General features: G+C 38.7%; 15 protein-coding genes and 1 pseudogene. 3 read left to right on the top strand and 13 right to left on the bottom strand.

What is annotated here, in order from left to right:
* Nucleotides 1-316 (top strand): annotated as a pseudogene (locus JMN12_RS03140) (hypothetical protein); the annotation flags it as partial.
* Between the two features lie 71 nt (nt 317-387).
* Entirely contained in the window at nt 388-567 is a 180-nt protein-coding gene (locus JMN12_RS15560; RefSeq protein ID WP_238423795.1) for a hypothetical protein, read from the top strand.
* On the opposite strand, the gene JMN12_RS03130 is transcribed toward JMN12_RS15560, so the two are convergent.
* The 13 genes from JMN12_RS03130 to JMN12_RS03070 all read right to left on the bottom strand — a co-directional run bounded on the left by JMN12_RS03130 (nt 556) and on the right by JMN12_RS03070 (nt 13,882).
* Nucleotides 556-1,113, bottom strand: a complete 558-nt coding sequence (locus tag JMN12_RS03130; protein ID WP_203137065.1) for a hypothetical protein — start codon at nt 1,111-1,113, stop codon at nt 556-558. The two genes, JMN12_RS15560 and JMN12_RS03130, sit on opposite strands and share 12 nt — an antisense overlap.
* A 329-nt stretch (nt 1,114-1,442) precedes the next feature.
* Nucleotides 1,443-2,234 carry a hypothetical protein gene (locus JMN12_RS03125; protein ID WP_203137062.1) on the bottom strand — a complete coding sequence of 264 codons (792 nt, stop codon included), beginning with the start codon at nt 2,232-2,234 and terminating at the stop codon, nt 1,443-1,445.
* A gap of 126 nt (nt 2,235-2,360) precedes the next feature.
* Complete coding sequence (gene imm9, locus JMN12_RS03120) at nt 2,361-2,879, bottom strand: Imm9 family immunity protein (protein WP_203137060.1); 519 nt, start codon at nt 2,877-2,879, stop codon at nt 2,361-2,363.
* Nucleotides 2,880-2,927: 48 nt separating this feature from the next.
* Nucleotides 2,928-3,191, bottom strand: coding sequence for an SMI1/KNR4 family protein (locus JMN12_RS03115; RefSeq protein ID WP_203137051.1), 264 nt, complete (start codon nt 3,189-3,191; stop codon nt 2,928-2,930).
* A 19-nt stretch (nt 3,192-3,210) separates the two neighbouring features.
* Entirely contained in the window at nt 3,211-3,504 is a 294-nt protein-coding gene (locus JMN12_RS03110) for a hypothetical protein (protein WP_203137049.1), read from the bottom strand.
* A 593-nt stretch (nt 3,505-4,097) separates the two neighbouring features.
* Nucleotides 4,098-4,331 (bottom strand): hypothetical protein, encoded by a 234-nt coding sequence (locus tag JMN12_RS03105; RefSeq protein WP_088593077.1) that lies wholly within the window; start codon nt 4,329-4,331, stop codon nt 4,098-4,100.
* A gap of 47 nt (nt 4,332-4,378) precedes the next feature.
* Nucleotides 4,379-5,566 (bottom strand): glycoside hydrolase family 57 protein, encoded by a 1,188-nt coding sequence (locus JMN12_RS03100; RefSeq protein WP_203137046.1) that lies wholly within the window; start codon nt 5,564-5,566, stop codon nt 4,379-4,381.
* Nucleotides 5,567-5,574: 8 nt separating this feature from the next.
* Nucleotides 5,575-6,864: a glycosyltransferase family 4 protein gene (locus JMN12_RS03095; protein WP_203137044.1), complete on the bottom strand. Its 1,290-nt coding sequence runs from the start codon at nt 6,862-6,864 to the stop codon at nt 5,575-5,577.
* A gap of 60 nt (nt 6,865-6,924) precedes the next feature.
* Entirely contained in the window at nt 6,925-7,749 is an 825-nt protein-coding gene (locus tag JMN12_RS03090; RefSeq protein WP_198465919.1) for a KilA-N domain-containing protein, read from the bottom strand.
* Nucleotides 7,750-7,754: 5 nt separating this feature from the next.
* Nucleotides 7,755-9,701, bottom strand: coding sequence for a glycogen debranching enzyme N-terminal domain-containing protein (locus JMN12_RS03085; protein ID WP_203137042.1), 1,947 nt, complete (start codon nt 9,699-9,701; stop codon nt 7,755-7,757).
* 146 nt (nt 9,702-9,847) lie between these two features.
* A complete protein-coding gene (locus JMN12_RS03080; protein ID WP_198465772.1) occupies nt 9,848-10,411 on the bottom strand; it encodes a hypothetical protein in 564 nt (187 codons plus the stop codon).
* 301 nt (nt 10,412-10,712) lie between these two features.
* Complete coding sequence (locus tag JMN12_RS03075; RefSeq protein WP_203137036.1) at nt 10,713-11,756, bottom strand: hypothetical protein; 1,044 nt, start codon at nt 11,754-11,756, stop codon at nt 10,713-10,715.
* Between the two features lie 161 nt (nt 11,757-11,917).
* Nucleotides 11,918-13,882 (bottom strand): alpha amylase C-terminal domain-containing protein, encoded by a 1,965-nt coding sequence (locus JMN12_RS03070; RefSeq protein ID WP_203137034.1) that lies wholly within the window; start codon nt 13,880-13,882, stop codon nt 11,918-11,920.
* Between the two features lie 344 nt (nt 13,883-14,226).
* Between JMN12_RS03070 and JMN12_RS03065 the strand changes: the two genes are divergently transcribed.
* Nucleotides 14,227-15,249 carry a BtrH N-terminal domain-containing protein gene (locus JMN12_RS03065; protein WP_203137026.1) on the top strand — a complete coding sequence of 341 codons (1,023 nt, stop codon included), beginning with the start codon at nt 14,227-14,229 and terminating at the stop codon, nt 15,247-15,249.
* Nucleotides 15,250-15,252 lie beyond the last annotated feature (3 nt).

The raw sequence follows: 15,252 nt of genomic DNA, 5'->3' as shown, positions 1-15,252 counted from the left end.
TAAAATAAAACATATATGGACAGTAACTGTTGTTAAGAAAGTTTTACATGATATTATTGATGTTTATTATGAATATACTTTTGATTGTACAAGTGGAAAATATGTCCGGAAAGAGTATGAAAGATATAATAATGCTGCTGGAGGATTTGAATTGCCTCCATTAAAAAACAGCAAAGAACAGCAAGAAAATTCAACTTCCCTCTTCATAGAAGAAACCACATCTCCCAAAGAATTAGGTGTACCTTATAAACAAGGCGGTTATTATCCTCCTAGCACTTACCAACTCTATAACGGCAGAGCCTACAACAAAGAGTAATGGGCACTATATGTAAAATCTCACCCTTGTTGGGAAAGGTTATTCCTAAGTTAATTTAAAACTTAATCATTATGCCACAAATCATCACTGATACTGCAGAACTCAGTTGCAATCAAGGCACTGCAACAAGTTGCCTCAATGTTACAAGTCAAGATTTTGTAACCCCTGCTGGCGTGATTCACATACTCACTTACAGGTATTCAGCGACTTTAGCTTGTGTCTTATCAATTACTTCCTCCTTACTTGCGTAAATAATGTTTAAATTCACTTGTTAATTTTTTCTCTTTGAGCAGAGATATCATTTCAAATTGGGCATTAATCTCATTTTGAACCAAAGCATCTTGAAATCCTTCTTTTGATAAAATATCCTTATCTTCATCTTGTAGCATTATATCAATTACATTTATAATTGATTGGGAGATACTAAATTCAAATCCTCTTTCGCCTGACTGACAATAGCTTAAAACTTCATCTAAAGAAACTATTAACTCATATATTTCTTTTTGTTGACAATCTGTTTCATCTAAATCTGTTTCATCTATGTCGTTGAGCTTTTCATACAACAAATTAATTTTACTCCTATCGATTTGTTCTTTTTCATCGACAAGATCCCACAAATAACTTATGATTTCATTTATCAATGAAACCTCTTCATTTGTCAAAAAAACTTGAATATGATTTTTACATTTTTGATATAAACCTTCACAAAACCAACTACCCCAAAAAAGTAAATTATTTTCGGGTATTTCTGAGGTTTTTTTATCAATTTCCTTAAAATACGAACTAAAATTTTCCATTTTTTTATTTATTAATTATATTTCAATTGTATTCAACTCTCTGCTGGGGGCTGTTCTAAAAGTTTTTCTTGAGGGGACGTTTGCAGCACATACCCAGCTATCGCTGGCTTTCCTACATAACATACTCTAAAAGTGATTGATTATCAGGATTATAGACTTTTTCAAAGTTTTGGGACTTTGACAAAGTTTATGATGCAAAAGCAATTTTTAGACTTTTCGGACAGCCTCTACTATAATAAGAGCGTGTCACTTGTGCCTTATCAATGATTTTAAAAACGCTTCTCTTTAAAGTACAATATTTTGAATGTACTAAAGATTTTTTTGACACATTACCAACTTGTAATCGGTCGGTGTATGTTTTCCCAAAAAGGAGCTACATATTGATTGTAAAAACACAACTTTGTTAAGTTATCTCTTTCAAAACTAATTCCTAAAGCAGGTATAACTATCCAATGAGCGTGATATAATACTTTTTCAGTGCTTATAAGTCTTTTTATGTCTTTATCATTATTCAAATCATAATCTTTTACGAGTATTTTATCAAATAAATGAGGCGTTTTTACATATATACTACAAAGCAGTTGGTTGTAAAATTCAAATAAAAAAGAGGCACTTTCAAATATTTTCTTCCCTCCTATTCCTTCAACAGGTGTTGAGGTAAGGTGGTATTCCTTTTGAAAATCCTCTAAGGTAGTATTAAATACAAATTGATTAACCGCTTTAAAAGGATTTAATTTCAATATGTTAGAACACCTCAGCAAGCTATCTTCTATCAGTTTATTTTCTTTTGGAATGTATAAATTTACTAATGAACTATCAAAAACTAATACTTGTGCAAAGATTTTGTTTTTAAAATCAATGTATAAAGACAGCTGTAAGTTTGGATAAATATAGAAGTCTCCATCTATAATAGGCTTCTCTTGTGCAATCGTATCAAGAGTAGCTACTGTAACCACTTTGCTATATACTTCCATCTCTTTTACATCACGAACAGAAATAGTTTGAATACGTTTGTTTTCTATTTCAAAGAAAAATGTAAGAGTGTTAGTTTCTACCCTTGTTATATCGGAAAAATCTCCCACTTGAAATGTGTCAATCTTCCCTTTTTCGATATGAATCATAGTCTATGTTTTAATTGTATATTCTAAGGCTAAATGTTTTTGGATTTTAGGCTTAAGTTCTTGTTTGTTAGCTTAATTACCTGATTTCTATATCTCCGTTTCTATTCTCTTAATTTACTCATTATATTAATTGCTTATGCGAATCGCACTTTTGAATATTCTTTTATTGCTGACATCTTTTAGAAATATAATCTTTTTCCCATTACAACTAATACCTTTTGTAAAAGCCAAATGAATGGCAAGCTTACTACTCTCTAATATATATTCATACAGATTGCTATAATTCTCAAAATTAGGCTCTAATACATAAAAGTTCTTATCATTCAGTGGTACATAAAAAGCCTCTTCTACTTTTTTAGAAACCCCATACAAAGCTTCCTTTTCATTAGGTATGGCAACAGAAATAGAAAACTCAAATTCTTTATCCGAAGGGTAGCGCATTGCCCGTTTAAAGACGCCTATTCCATTAGTAGAGCGTAAAGTTACCCTTATCAAAAGCTTCCAATCCTCTAAATCTGCAACATTAATCCCCGAAATAACAGTTTTTACATACTCATTTAATCCCTCTCGCACAGAATCTATATCCACATCCTCACTCAAACGAGGGATTTCAATCTGTAAAGAGACTTTAACTTTTTCATCCATAACTTTTTCTATTATCGTGAGATAGCCATTTTTAGAACATATCCAATACTACTCCCATTCATCAATGGAAAGTCGTTCCCAAAAATCCTCAAAACTCAAGCCTATAAGCCATAAATTTTGAAATTTAGCTTCTTCGGGCATCATCTTGCCTGTTTCTTCTAAATAATCTTCTTCATCCCATTCTACATTAGCATCCCAAAAATATACTTTCCCAAAGTTTGTTGAATCTAAACACAAAACAATTAGATTCCCCATTCCATCATCTGCTATTGGCAAGAATTTGGCAGGCATTCTCTTTTTAAATTCTTTCAATGTTTTAACAAGGTCGTAGTCAGTTCCTTTTCCAAAAAAAAACACTCAAACTTGTTTCTTCAAAAGTGTAATTAGGAATACCTACACTTTCTGGATGTTGATATTCAGCTTCTTCTGTAAAGGGCACTACTTTTAATAGGTTATTAGGTGTTGATACTCCGTATTTAGTAGCAAAATTCTTATAAACAATAGGTATTTGCTCTCCAACTAATTTTTCTACTTTTGCCCAATACTCCTCATTGGGGTAAGTTTGTTTTTTAGGGTAAAGAGGAACTATTCCACCTAAATTTTCAATGGTTTTATCTATATTCATATTTAATGATGTTTTGTTTTTCTAATTTTTAATAAGCACCTCCGCTGGCTATCATTCATTTATAGCTTTGTTGCCTACCTCATTTCACCCGATAGAATATATTACCACACATTTTGAGAAAGAAAATTGTGATAGGCTTCACTGCGATACCAATTAGAGTTTTAATAGCTTTTCACCGCAAAAGAAAGAAAATTAAATGAATTTCACAAACTTCCGCTAAGTTTTCTACCAATTTTGCTAATTTGCTATTTTTCTCACAAGACAACTACTAACAGAAGGACACCTCGAAGTCTTCTTAATATTATCCATACAGAAGGTTAAAAATGTTAATTCTCTTGACAAGTAAATAAGAAAGTATTACCTTTGTAGCGCAAAAATGATAAATGGTTTGCCTATGAAACACACTATAAACGTAGGTATATAGGTCAATAGAGTGATAACCTATAGCTTACTATAACAACATTACTAAAAGTATCGCTCTCAAACTTAATTACAATTTTAACTTCGTCAGAGTTCTAAAAGCCTTTTGAGCTACAAACTTTGACGAAGTTTTTTATCATAAAAAAGCCCCTGCTTGCGCGAGGGGCTTTTTACTATGGGGTGAAGATAAGATTCTCCACCAAGTCGCTATCGACGTTTTTAGTGATAGAATTCGCTTTCTCATTAAATGGGGTCGAGTAAAGAAAATCTTCACTGCCTAAATGTCCAGTAGACATTTCGTCGGGGTTTGTCTCGGCAACTCTTGTAGTTCCAGACAGTTCATTCAATTCTTCTGAAACAATCCCTTCAAAGAAATTGCTTTTCCTCTTCTTTTCTGCATTTTTCATTTTGTCTGTTTTTAAATTATTATTAAATCTTTCAGCTGTCCTAATACCTAATTTTTTACTCTTTCAATAAAATCGCTGAGCACATTCATATAATTGATGAAAGCTTCGTAGGGCGAATCGTAAGGTAGGAGGTACTTGTGATAATCGGCGCCTGAAAAGAGTTTGGTACGCATAAAATAGAAATGCTCGCTACCTTGCAATCGACTGTAATCTTCAATGAGGTCGGCATTCTTTTTCTTTCTTACCAAAGGTTGTACTTTAAAGAGCTCGTTAAAAGCTTCTTTTTGCAATTCGTTACCGAGCCAAGAGGTGGTGTCGCGCTCTTCGTCTGTCCACGAAATAGGGTAGGGCACAGGCAATACATCTTTAGCGGGGTGCTTTTTGGCTACTTCTTTAGGTAACAAAAACTGATAGTTAGGGTTTGCTAACATATTTTCTATGAAGTAACGCAAGAAGTCGAAAATGCCGCTTTGAGCATTGTTGTAATACCCTATAACTTCGTAGTTCATAAAGAGGTTGAGCACTTCAGTATCTTGCAAACTGCTTTCTACCCAAGAGACGTATTTTTCGGAAGTGAGGGGGTATTCACTCCAGTTTCTATCAGAAAAACGATTGGCGATATCATCACTTAGCTTGCTGTTTTTGAGCAAGAGGTTGAGATTTTCGTCGAGAGCATTTTTATAAACGAAATTGGGGCTCTTCCAACCTAATACGTGCTTAGCGCCATCGGTGAGTATTGTTTTAAAACCAAGTTTTGCTACCCGTTCACCTATTTTATCGGAATAGATAAGAGAAGTATTGCGGAATGTTACAGGTTTTTTGCCAAAAAGCTGTTTGATAGTAGTGCTGTGGCGTTTTACCTGTTGCTCAAACTCATCGGTATCTTCAGAAAGTGAAGCCAACGAATGCGAATAAGTCTCTGCCAGAAACTCTACACTACCGGTTTGGGCGAGTTCTTGGAAAGAGCGTATCACCTCAGGTGTGTGCATTTCGAGCTGGTCGATAGCACTTCCTGTGATAGAAAACGCAACTTTGAACTTGCCTTCGTGTTTTTTGATGAGTTCTAACAAGAGGGCATTGGCAGGCAAATAGCAATGTTCGGCTAAATCTTCAAGCTCTGAACGATTGGCGTAATTATCGAAATAGTTGTGTTTCTTACCTATGTCAAAGAATTGATATTTTCTAAGACGTTCGGGGTGATGGATTTGGAAATAGATACAAATAGACTTTTTCATCGTTGGTTTTATATTAAAGATTCGTAAATGTTTTTAAGTTTTAAAGAGGCATTTTCCCATTTGAGTCGGTTTACCTCGTCGTAGCCCTCGCGTTGCATATAATGAGCAAGTGTAGGGTAAGCTAAAATGCCATAGATAGCATCCGCAAGGGCGTTGATATCCCAATAATCTACTTTGATAGCGTGGTGTAAAACCTCAGCTACCCCCGATTGTTTGGAGATAATTGTAGGCACGCCTGAGCGCATTGCTTCCAAAGGAGAAATTCCAAAAGGCTCGGATACTGAGGGCATTACATATACATCGCTGTATTGGAACATACGCTGTACATCGTTACCTCTGAGGAACCCTGTAAAGTGGAAGCGGGTGCCCAATCCTAATTGTGCTATACGGCGCACTAAGGGGTTCATCTTTTCACCACTACCAGCCATTACAAAGCGCACGTTAGGCATACGTTTCATCACTTTGGCAGCTGCCTCTACAAAGTACTCAGGGCCTTTTTGCAGGGTGATACGCCCTAAGAAAGTAACAATTTTATCTTTCACGCCGCGTTCTTCTTTGGCATCGGTTTCGGTTTTGAAATCAACAGCATTGTGTACGGTAATCACTTTTTCGGCAGGGATACCGTATTTTTCAATGACGATATTGCGTGTCCAGTTACTCACGGTTACCACCCTATCGGCAGCTTCCATACCGCGTTTTTCGATGTCGTAAACCAAAGTATTACGGTTGTACTCGCCCCCGCGGTCGTACTCGGTAGCGTGTACGTGTACGATAAGGGGTTTTCCCGAAATCTTCTTGGCGATGATACCCGCACTATAAGTAAGCCAGTCGTGGGCGTGAATTACGTCGAACTCATAGCGTTGGGCAACAGTGCCTGCTACTAAGGCATAACGGTACACTTCTTCCATTAGGTTGGCGCCGTATTTACCCGAAAACTGAAATTTGTTGTGATACGAAATGCGCTTGCGGTGTTCGCCCTCTTTGAGGTAGGCATCGCGTTCGCGGGCGAAGGTTTCGGGGTCGAGGTAAGGCACGAGGTTTGAGCCTATCTCCATAAAGTTGATGTGTTTCCAGAAATCTTCGATTTTTTCGGTGTTTTGCAACATCTCTACATCGCTGGCGTTGATAATTTTTGCCACATTGCCGTCCTCATCACCAGAGGCTTTTGGCATTACAAACAGCACTTTCACGCCGTTTTTAGCCAATCCTTGGGCGATACCCAAGCAGGCAGTTCCTAATCCCCCGCTGATATGAGGGGGGAATTCCCATCCAAACATTAATACTCTTGCATTCTTCATACGCTTTTAATTTATCTTTTCCCAACTCTCCTCTATGGAGGGGACAAGAAGGGTGTTGTTTTAATTCAACTGTTTAATTGCTTTGTTCTTTACTAAAGATTTCATTTGAGTAATAGCAACTTTATTGAGTTCTTTAAGTCTTTCCGAAGGAACAATTCCTTGTTCTATAAGTAAGGCATTAATACTTTCCATATTACTTAAAACTACTAATTGTTCTAAAGAAGCATAATCTCGTACATTTCCTTTTTTGTCAGGATTACTTTCTCTCCATTCTTTAGCGGTAAGTCCAAAAAGGGCTACATTCAGTAAATCGGCTTCGTCAGCATAAACAAAATTAGCTTGCTGTTTAGTAATTTCTTTTGGAATCAAATTATCTCTAATAGCGTCAGTGTGAATATGATAATTGATTTTAGATAAGGTTCGTTGTAAATTCCATTCTAATTTTAACTGACTTGTTTCGTCTTCTTTTAAACGTTGAAACTCTTTGATAATATAGAGTTTAAATTCAATTGAAATCCACGAAGCAAATTCTAAAGCAATATCTTTATGGGCAAATGTTCCTCCGTATCTTCCTGATTTGGATACAATACCAATAGCATTGGTACTCTCTATCCATTTTTTAGGTGTCATTACAAAGCTATTTAGTCCAGCTTGTTTTCTAAACCCGTCGAATTCGACGGGTTTAAAATTAGGATTGTAAATGCTTTCCCAAAAACCCAATAGTTCAATCGTGTTGCGATTTCTAAGCCAATTCTTTATGATATCGTCTGTATGTTCAGCATCTTTATAGCGAGCTATATCAGTAAGAGAAATATAGTCGTTGTAATTAGCTTCATACCATACAATATCAAATCCTTGTACACTAATAGTTTTATTTTTTGCCATACCTCTTACTTCTTATCTGTAAGTAGCCATTGTGCACGCAATATTTCGGCAACGTTTTTGGCGTTGGAAATACAACCACGAGGGTGGAATGGTGGATTACCGTCGTAAATGGCAGAAATGAGTCCGACACCGTGAGTGTTGATTTCTTCTTCAAAATTTTCTAAGAAAGCTTTGCCATCAGGGATGTAGCTATCGCCAAAGAGTTTGAGGTTCGCTTCTACATAGAACCCTACAAACCAAGGATGTACTGAACCGTTGAAAGTGGCTTTATCTCTCACAAATACATTTCCTACACTCTCACCTTCGTAACGTGGACTCTCGGGTGACAAACTGCGCAAGCCTTTGGGAGTGAGCAACTCTTGAGTGATAATCGCTAACACTTTGCGTTGGCGTTTTTCGGTAAGTGGTGAATAATCGAGGGCACAAGCGAGTAGCTGATTAGGGCGTACTTCGGTGTTTTGGTGAGTGCGGTTAGCGTAATCGGCTAAGTATTTTTCGCTTTCAATCCAAAATATTTGATTGAAGCTCTCGGCAATAGTTTCGGGCATAGTGCCCCATTCGGATAAGAAAGTTTTGTCCTTTACATCTTCGGCTAAAGCCAAAGCATAACATACGGCATTGTACCACAAGGCATTCACCTCCACTACATACCCATTGCGGGGTACGATAGCTCCGTAGTTGTTTTCGGCGTTGAACCAAGTAAGCGGACGGCTGAGGTCGTCACTCCATATAAGTCCGTTGTCGTCCATACGCATTGTTTTGTGCTCACGACTTTTGAAGGTGTTGAGGATAGCTTTGAGGGTTTCGCCGTACTCTTTCCAGATTTGTTTTTTTGTTCTTGTGGTTTCTTTTTCGTATTGTTGGAGTGTCCAGAAGAACCACAACGAGGTGTCGGCATCAAACACAGGGTTCACCACGTGGGTGCTGATGTCGCGGGCAAAACGTCCGTTATAGCAATATTTGAGGGCTGATTGTAGTACTTCTTCAAATATTTTGGCGGTACTGCCAGAAAGAGCGATACCAGGGAGTGCGATAAAGGTATCGCGGGTGGTGCTGTCGTACCAGTGATAACCCGCCTTGATGCGTGTTTCGCCTGCCTTGTGAATGATAAACTGAGAGGCGGTGTATTGCAAGCATTCTTCAAACGAATTGCGGTCGGCGCGTTCTTTGAGGAATTTGGTAAAGTCCTTTGCGAGGTTTTTAGGATTGGCTTCCTCTAAGCTGGCAGAGAAGACAATGCTTTCGCCTTTTTTGAGACTTACCTCAAAAGCTCCGACACTCAACAAATCTTCTTGGAAGTCGTAGCCGCGTTCTTTTTCTTTGGTGTAATAGATGTTGTTGTTCCAGTAGGCAGCGCCACCAAAATTAGCGGGTTTGCTGAGCTGCATATACAAGTAAGGAAATTCAGGATATAATTTGGCACGTACGCCACCATCAACCACTTCCACTTGGGTATTGGCTACGGGGTTTTGCTTACTAAGCGAATGGATATCGCGGAATGCCAATAGGGGGTTCAGGCGCAAGAGTGTAGCTGAATGAGCGTCTTCCAAAGTATAGCGGATGAGTACTTGTGGAGCATTGTGTACCATCAAGATTTCTTTTTTGAGCACGACACCACCTACTTGATAAGTGATGGCAAAGGCTTTTTCGTAAGAAATATCCACGATATACTTATGTCCGCGCGGTTCATAAGTGCCTTCGTACTTATGAACGCCAAAGTTGAAGTCGCGTCCGTGTTGTAGGATTGTTTCGTCGAGTGATGAGAGCATCACATAGTTTTTACCTCTGAACTTTTCGATAGGTACGACGAGTAACCCGTGGTATTTACGGGTGTTGCAAAATACGAGGGTAGAGGAGCAGTAACCTCCACCGCGGTTAGTACCGAGAAACTCTCTATCGAGAGAATACTCAAGGTTAATTAACTGGTCTTTTTTGAATGATAGATAACACATATTTCAATTAACAATTTACGATTAATAATTAACAATTTAGGTTGTAGTATATACTTTGCCAGCTTCGCTGGAGTGTCTCGCACAGATTTCACCGATAGCGCGAGCTTGTAGCTCGTGCCTAACACACAAAGAGCTTGTAGCTCTTATTATTTATTTTTTCTTTTATACTCCCATCGCCCTAATTCTTTTCGTTTCTCAAGTTGGTGCAAGGCTAATTTTTTTATTTCTACATCGTTAGTTTGAGAAACTAATTGCTCTAAAGCTAAAAAACTCTCAGGTTGTGGCTGGGCACCTATAGCATAAATGATTTTTCGGACATAAGGATACTTAAAATATTCTGGTTCTAAATATTTAGGAACGTTGTCTATTGCTTTTAGTAAGATAGGAATGTTTTCTATATTATTGTTAAAAGTCGACTGAAAAGCACTTGCCATATTCTCGTGTTCAGAGTGAAAATCACATAATAAAAACTCTTGAAATAAAGCTTCATCTTCTTCTTTACTCATACTATTAGGTAAATCCCAAAGAATGGTAGCAAAATACTGATTGTAATCATTCTCGTTTAGATAATCCTTAACACTCAAAAGCAAATATTTTAACTGCTCATAATTAGCTTTAAAAGCAGTTTTTTCTATAAACTTTTCTCTATTGATTTTCCAATCACATAAATCTTTGATGAGTTGTTGGTTTTTTGAACTTATGATTTCCATTTTCTTGTTTTTTGATTACTTAGAGCTGTGAAAAAATATATAGGATATTAGAGCTCTTGTCTAAAAAAACTGTTACTCACTTGTTAATTGATTAGATGGTAAATCAATGATTTCAAATCTTTCATCTGTTATCATTTTGATAATGCCTTTTTGTTCAAGAGTTGGTAGAAATTTTTTCATTACTTCTTTTCGAACTTCATTTTGAGAAAAATCACAAATAGACCATTCACAAGCTCGCGCCAGCGGTGCGTTTACACTACAAACCTTGTTAATTGTTCATTATTAATTGTTCATTGATAATTTAACTTTCGTCTCTCCCAAAATTTGCAATCTTTCCATCGATGATTGTAAAGTAATAGATTACCGATGATTCTACTACTACATCGTGTTCTTTTAAGTAGTAGGAGTACAGCAGATGCAGCGTGAAATCACAGCTTTTGGGGTAAAAACTCAAATAGATTTTGTTTTTTGCATTGCTGGCTTGCTTGGCAAACTCTGGAGGTACTAACTTGTAATGGTATGTTCTTTCAAAAGTTGTTGTATCAGCGACTTGTGTGCTGAGGTCTTTCTCAATATCACTTAAATACTTGTTGAGTATCGCTGGGGTGATATTCACCGTTTCATCTCGGTTTCTTTCAGCGTATTGTTCTGCGGTTGTTGAATTAATCTTTCTAAAGAGCTCGGCTTGCAAGGTTTTGTTTTTTAATGATAAAATGTTCTTTACCTTACAATGATAACTGCTCTCTCGCAAACGTCTTTTTGCCTCTCGGGGTGAAAGTATCTTCTTGTCAGTTTCGAACAAATCATAATTGTTGGTAATGATATCGCAATACCCCCCTCTGTTGTTATAAGTGCGGTGGATGATATAGTCTCTACCAAAAATATCATTGTGATAGTATTTTGTTTCTACAAGTTTGCCGTCTTTATAGAAAAAGCGAGTGCCAACGCCTATTCCTGTGCATACATCTTTATTGCATTCGTCACCCATACAAGTGCGTTCTTCTATTTTGCCATTGTTGTCGTACGATATATGCAAACTATGACATCTTACTGTGTCACAGTCGTAAATGATGCTATCTTTTTTGCTGAAATAATAGATATATTCTGATAGTTTTCCCTCGGTATTGTACCAATATTCTACTAAAGGTTGTAATCCCCACGATTCACGATTGTAAAGCTCTTCTCTATACAATTTGCCATTAGGGTAATAATATTGGCGGAGCTCATTGCATACTAAAGTATCTTCTCTTCTGTAGAAAACACTATCTTTAAAGAAAGTATATTTTTTTCCATAAAGCTCTTCGTTGGTATAGAGGTCTACGCTATACCGATACATACTGATCATATCAGGGCTAAGTTTTCCTTTTATAGTAAAAGTAGCTTTCTCTGTCGTTTTTTGCTCACAACTGAAGCACAAAACAGCTAATAAGAGCAATATGTAATTGACAATTGACAATGAATAATTTTTAATAATAGGTTGTACACCTTTGCTAATTTACAAATTTGCTAATCTACTAATTTCAACACAAAACCAATTCTCGCTGGTATATACAACGACAGCAAATTCTCTTTGCCGGTGTACTGCGTAAAATGCTCTACGCTCTCATCAATGCGGTTATCACCTCCAAAGGCGGGGTTATCGGTGTTGAGTATGGTGGTGTACTTGCCTGCTGGCACATCAAACTGATAATCGGTGTAAGAGGTGGTGGGGTTGAAGCTGAAAACAAATAAATAACCACTGCGCTCGAATATGAGTAGCTGTCGCTCGATGTCGCGCACCAATATATGAGGTTCTCGGTCTAGGAACTTACTATCGGCGGCAAAGTGTATCATCGCGCTATCAAAAGCGTTGAGGTATTTAAACTTCAAGTCGGTATTGTCTACCAAACTCCATAGCCTGCGTGCGTGGGCATAACTCCAACCATTACCTTGGCGAGGAAAGTCAATCCACTCAGGGTGTCCCCATTCGTTGCCCATAAAGTTGAGGTATCCCCCACCTGCGGTGCCAAGAGTTACTAAACGTATCATCTTGTGCAAAGCCATTGCACGGTCGATGATGAGACTGTGGTCGAACACGCTCATACCCGTATACACTTCCTTATCAGTGAGCCAGAAAAATATCGTTTTATCACCTACGAGGGCTTGATCGTGGCTTTCGGCATAACTGATGGTGCGTTCTTCGGCGCGTTTGTTAGTCAGTTCGTAATAGATATTGCCTACGTGCCACTGCTCATCGGGGACTTCTTTGAGGAGCTTAATCCAATAATCGGGAATACCCATACTCAGTTTGTAGTCGAAGCCTACGCCTTTTTCAGCAATAGGCGAGGCAAGGCCTGGCAATCCGCTCATTTCTTCGGCAATGGTGAGCGCTTCGGGGTAGAGCTCGTGTATAAGTTGGTTAGCGAGAGCAAGATACACCAAAGCGTCGTCGTCCTCATTGCCATCATAATAGAAACTATAATTGGTAAAGGCTTTGCCTAAACCGTGATCGTAATAAATCATACTGGTAACGCCGTCGAAGCGGAAACCGTCGAAGCGGAACTCTTCAAGCCAGTATTTGCAGTTAGAGAGTAAGAAGTTGAGTACTTGGGGCTTACCATAGTCGAAACAGCGAGAATCCCAAGCGGGGTGTTTACCGCGCTCACCGCGGTGGAAGTAAAGATAGTCGGTACCATCGAAGAGGCTGAGCCCTTCTGCCTCATTGCTCACCGAATGCGAGTGTACAATATCAAGCAGTACACGTATGCCTAAGCCGTGGGCAGTATCGATGAGTTCTTTGAGTTCTTCGGGGGTGCCAAAGCGGGAACTCACCGCAAAGAAGTTAGCCACCTGATAGCCAAAAGAACCGTAGTAAGGGTGTTCTTGTATTGCCATCAGCTGGAGGGTGTTATAGCCCAAAGCAGCGATACGGGGGAGTACATAGAGGCGGAACTCTATAAAGGTACTCACGCGCTGGTGCTCAGTACTCATCCCGATATGTGCTTCGTAGATAAGCGGATGTGGAGCAGCTTTGGGGCGCGGGTGTTGCCATTGGTAGGGGTGCTCGGGGCACCACACTTGGGCAGAAAACACTTTGGTATAATCGTCCTGCACAGCGCGGGTAGTATGTGAAGGAAGTCGCTCACCACTGCCTCCTTCCCATTCCACAAGTAGTTTGTAGAGCATTTTGTGGCGGAGGATATTGGCAGGGAGACGCAATTCCCAGTCTTGATCGTTGATTTTAGTAAATGAAAAGTGATTGTTTTTTTGCCAGTCGTTGCTATCGCAAAGAAGAAAGATAGCTGTTGCATTTGGAGCCCACTCACGTAGCACCCATTCTGTATGAGTACGGTGCAGACCGTAATAGAGGTGCGAATTACAAGCATCGGCGAGGCGCGAAGCGTCCCCTTGCACTCTATGAAGGACATCGATAAAGTGCTGATGTCTTCCCTGAATAACAGGGAGGTAGGGTAGTAAAAGTGGGTCGTTCATAATGTTTGGTATTCTGGCTACGGAAAAGTCAAGTTGTTGGCTTTTAGGTAAGTCAATTAAATTCGGCGTAAAATTAATATATTTTTTTGAATACTACCAAATTTTTCTGAGAATTTTTTTTATAATTTTAAGTTTATAGGTTGTAAAATGCGGTTTTTCAGGAAGAGAGACTAAAGGAAATGTTAATTATTATAGATTTTTATAGGGATTGTAATAGGTGTTTTTGATAAAAAAGGATAGATTTTTTAAAAAAAAGCACTTGATGGTAGAATGGGCGTTTTTCCATTTGCTAATTTACTAATTTGCTAATTTGCTAATTATCTCCTATCTTTGCCCGATTTTATATGGCAACAATAGATTTTAAACATCGACAATCGGCACACTGTGAGAATGGTGTAGCCTCTAATTTGTTATATTTCAATGGCGTTCAGCTAAGTGAGCCTATGGTTTTTGGTATTGGCTCCGGACTCTTGTTCTTCTATTTTCCTTGGATAAAAGTCAATGAAGCTCCCGCTATTAGCTACCGCACGATGCCGGGGCATATTTTTAGTAAAGTAGCTAAAAGATTAGGTTTTAAGGTGAAACGCCAAAAGTTTTCTTCCCCCGAAAAAGCACAACAAGCCCTCGACGACAATCTGGCAAAGGGTATCCCTACGGGTTTGCAAGTAGGAGTGTTCAACTTGCCTTATTTCCCCGATGAATACCGTTTTCACTTCAATGCTCACAACTTAGTGGTTTATGGCAAAGAAGACGGCAAGTACCTCATCAGCGATCCCGTGATTCCACACGTTACCACGCTTACCCCCGAAGAACTCACCAAAGTGCGCTTCCCCAGTGGAGTGTTAGCTCCTAAAGGACATTTGTATTATCCCACTCATCTGCCTAAAGAACTTCAGTTAGAAAAGGCAATATGGAAGGGTATCAAGCAAACGTGCAGTACGATGCTCGCTCCCGTGCCTATAGTGGGTGTGGCGGGCATTAAGACGGTTAGCAAGGATATACTGAAATGGTACCGCAAGAAAGGTGCGAAAACTACCAATCACTACCTCGCCCAGCTGATACGTATGCAGGAAGAGATAGGCACTGGGGGTGCAGGTTTTAGATTTATCTATGGCGCTTTCTTGCAAGAAGCCGGCAAACTCCTGAAAAACGATGCCTTAATAGAACTCTCTAAAGAAATTACCGATATCGGCGATGCGTGGCGCGATTTTGCAGTAGCCATAGCCCGCGTATACAAGAACCGCAGCACCCAAGCCGATGTCTATAATGCCCTCTCACAGCAGTTGTACGCTATAGCCGAGAGAGAGGAAGCGTTTTTTAAGAAACTGAAAGCGGTAGGTCGTAGCACGACAAACAAACATAAATAATAC

The sequence above is a fragment of the Capnocytophaga genosp. AHN8471 genome (genome assembly GCF_016806945.1).
Taxonomy (GTDB): Bacteria; Bacteroidota; Bacteroidia; order Flavobacteriales; family Flavobacteriaceae; genus Capnocytophaga; species Capnocytophaga periodontitidis.
The sequence above is the reverse complement of the archived record's forward strand: the minus strand, read 5'-3'. Positions and strand labels throughout refer to the sequence as shown.

Bases quoted from the DNA above. Each gene is read 5' to 3' on its own strand.
- JMN12_RS15560 (WP_238423795.1), top strand. From the start codon at position 388: ATGCCACAAATCATCACTGATACTGCAGAACTCAGTTGCAATCAAGGC.
- JMN12_RS03130 (WP_203137065.1), bottom strand. From the start codon at position 1,113: ATGGAAAATTTTAGTTCGTATTTTAAGGAAATTGATAAAAAAACCTCA.
- JMN12_RS03125 (WP_203137062.1), bottom strand. From the start codon at position 2,234: ATGATTCATATCGAAAAAGGGAAGATTGACACATTTCAAGTGGGAGAT.
- imm9 (WP_203137060.1), bottom strand. From the start codon at position 2,879: ATGGATGAAAAAGTTAAAGTCTCTTTACAGATTGAAATCCCTCGTTTG.
- JMN12_RS03110 (WP_203137049.1), bottom strand. From the start codon at position 3,504: ATGAATATAGATAAAACCATTGAAAATTTAGGTGGAATAGTTCCTCTT.
- JMN12_RS03105 (WP_088593077.1), bottom strand. From the start codon at position 4,331: ATGAAAAATGCAGAAAAGAAGAGGAAAAGCAATTTCTTTGAAGGGATT.
- JMN12_RS03100 (WP_203137046.1), bottom strand. From the start codon at position 5,566: ATGAAAAAGTCTATTTGTATCTATTTCCAAATCCATCACCCCGAACGT.
- JMN12_RS03095 (WP_203137044.1), bottom strand. From the start codon at position 6,864: ATGAAGAATGCAAGAGTATTAATGTTTGGATGGGAATTCCCCCCTCAT.
- JMN12_RS03090 (WP_198465919.1), bottom strand. From the start codon at position 7,749: ATGGCAAAAAATAAAACTATTAGTGTACAAGGATTTGATATTGTATGG.
- JMN12_RS03085 (WP_203137042.1), bottom strand. From the start codon at position 9,701: ATGTGTTATCTATCATTCAAAAAAGACCAGTTAATTAACCTTGAGTAT.
- JMN12_RS03080 (WP_198465772.1), bottom strand. From the start codon at position 10,411: ATGGAAATCATAAGTTCAAAAAACCAACAACTCATCAAAGATTTATGT.
- JMN12_RS03075 (WP_203137036.1), bottom strand. From the start codon at position 11,756: ATGATCAGTATGTATCGGTATAGCGTAGACCTCTATACCAACGAAGAG.
- JMN12_RS03070 (WP_203137034.1), bottom strand. From the start codon at position 13,882: ATGAACGACCCACTTTTACTACCCTACCTCCCTGTTATTCAGGGAAGA.
- JMN12_RS03065 (WP_203137026.1), top strand. From the start codon at position 14,227: ATGGCAACAATAGATTTTAAACATCGACAATCGGCACACTGTGAGAAT.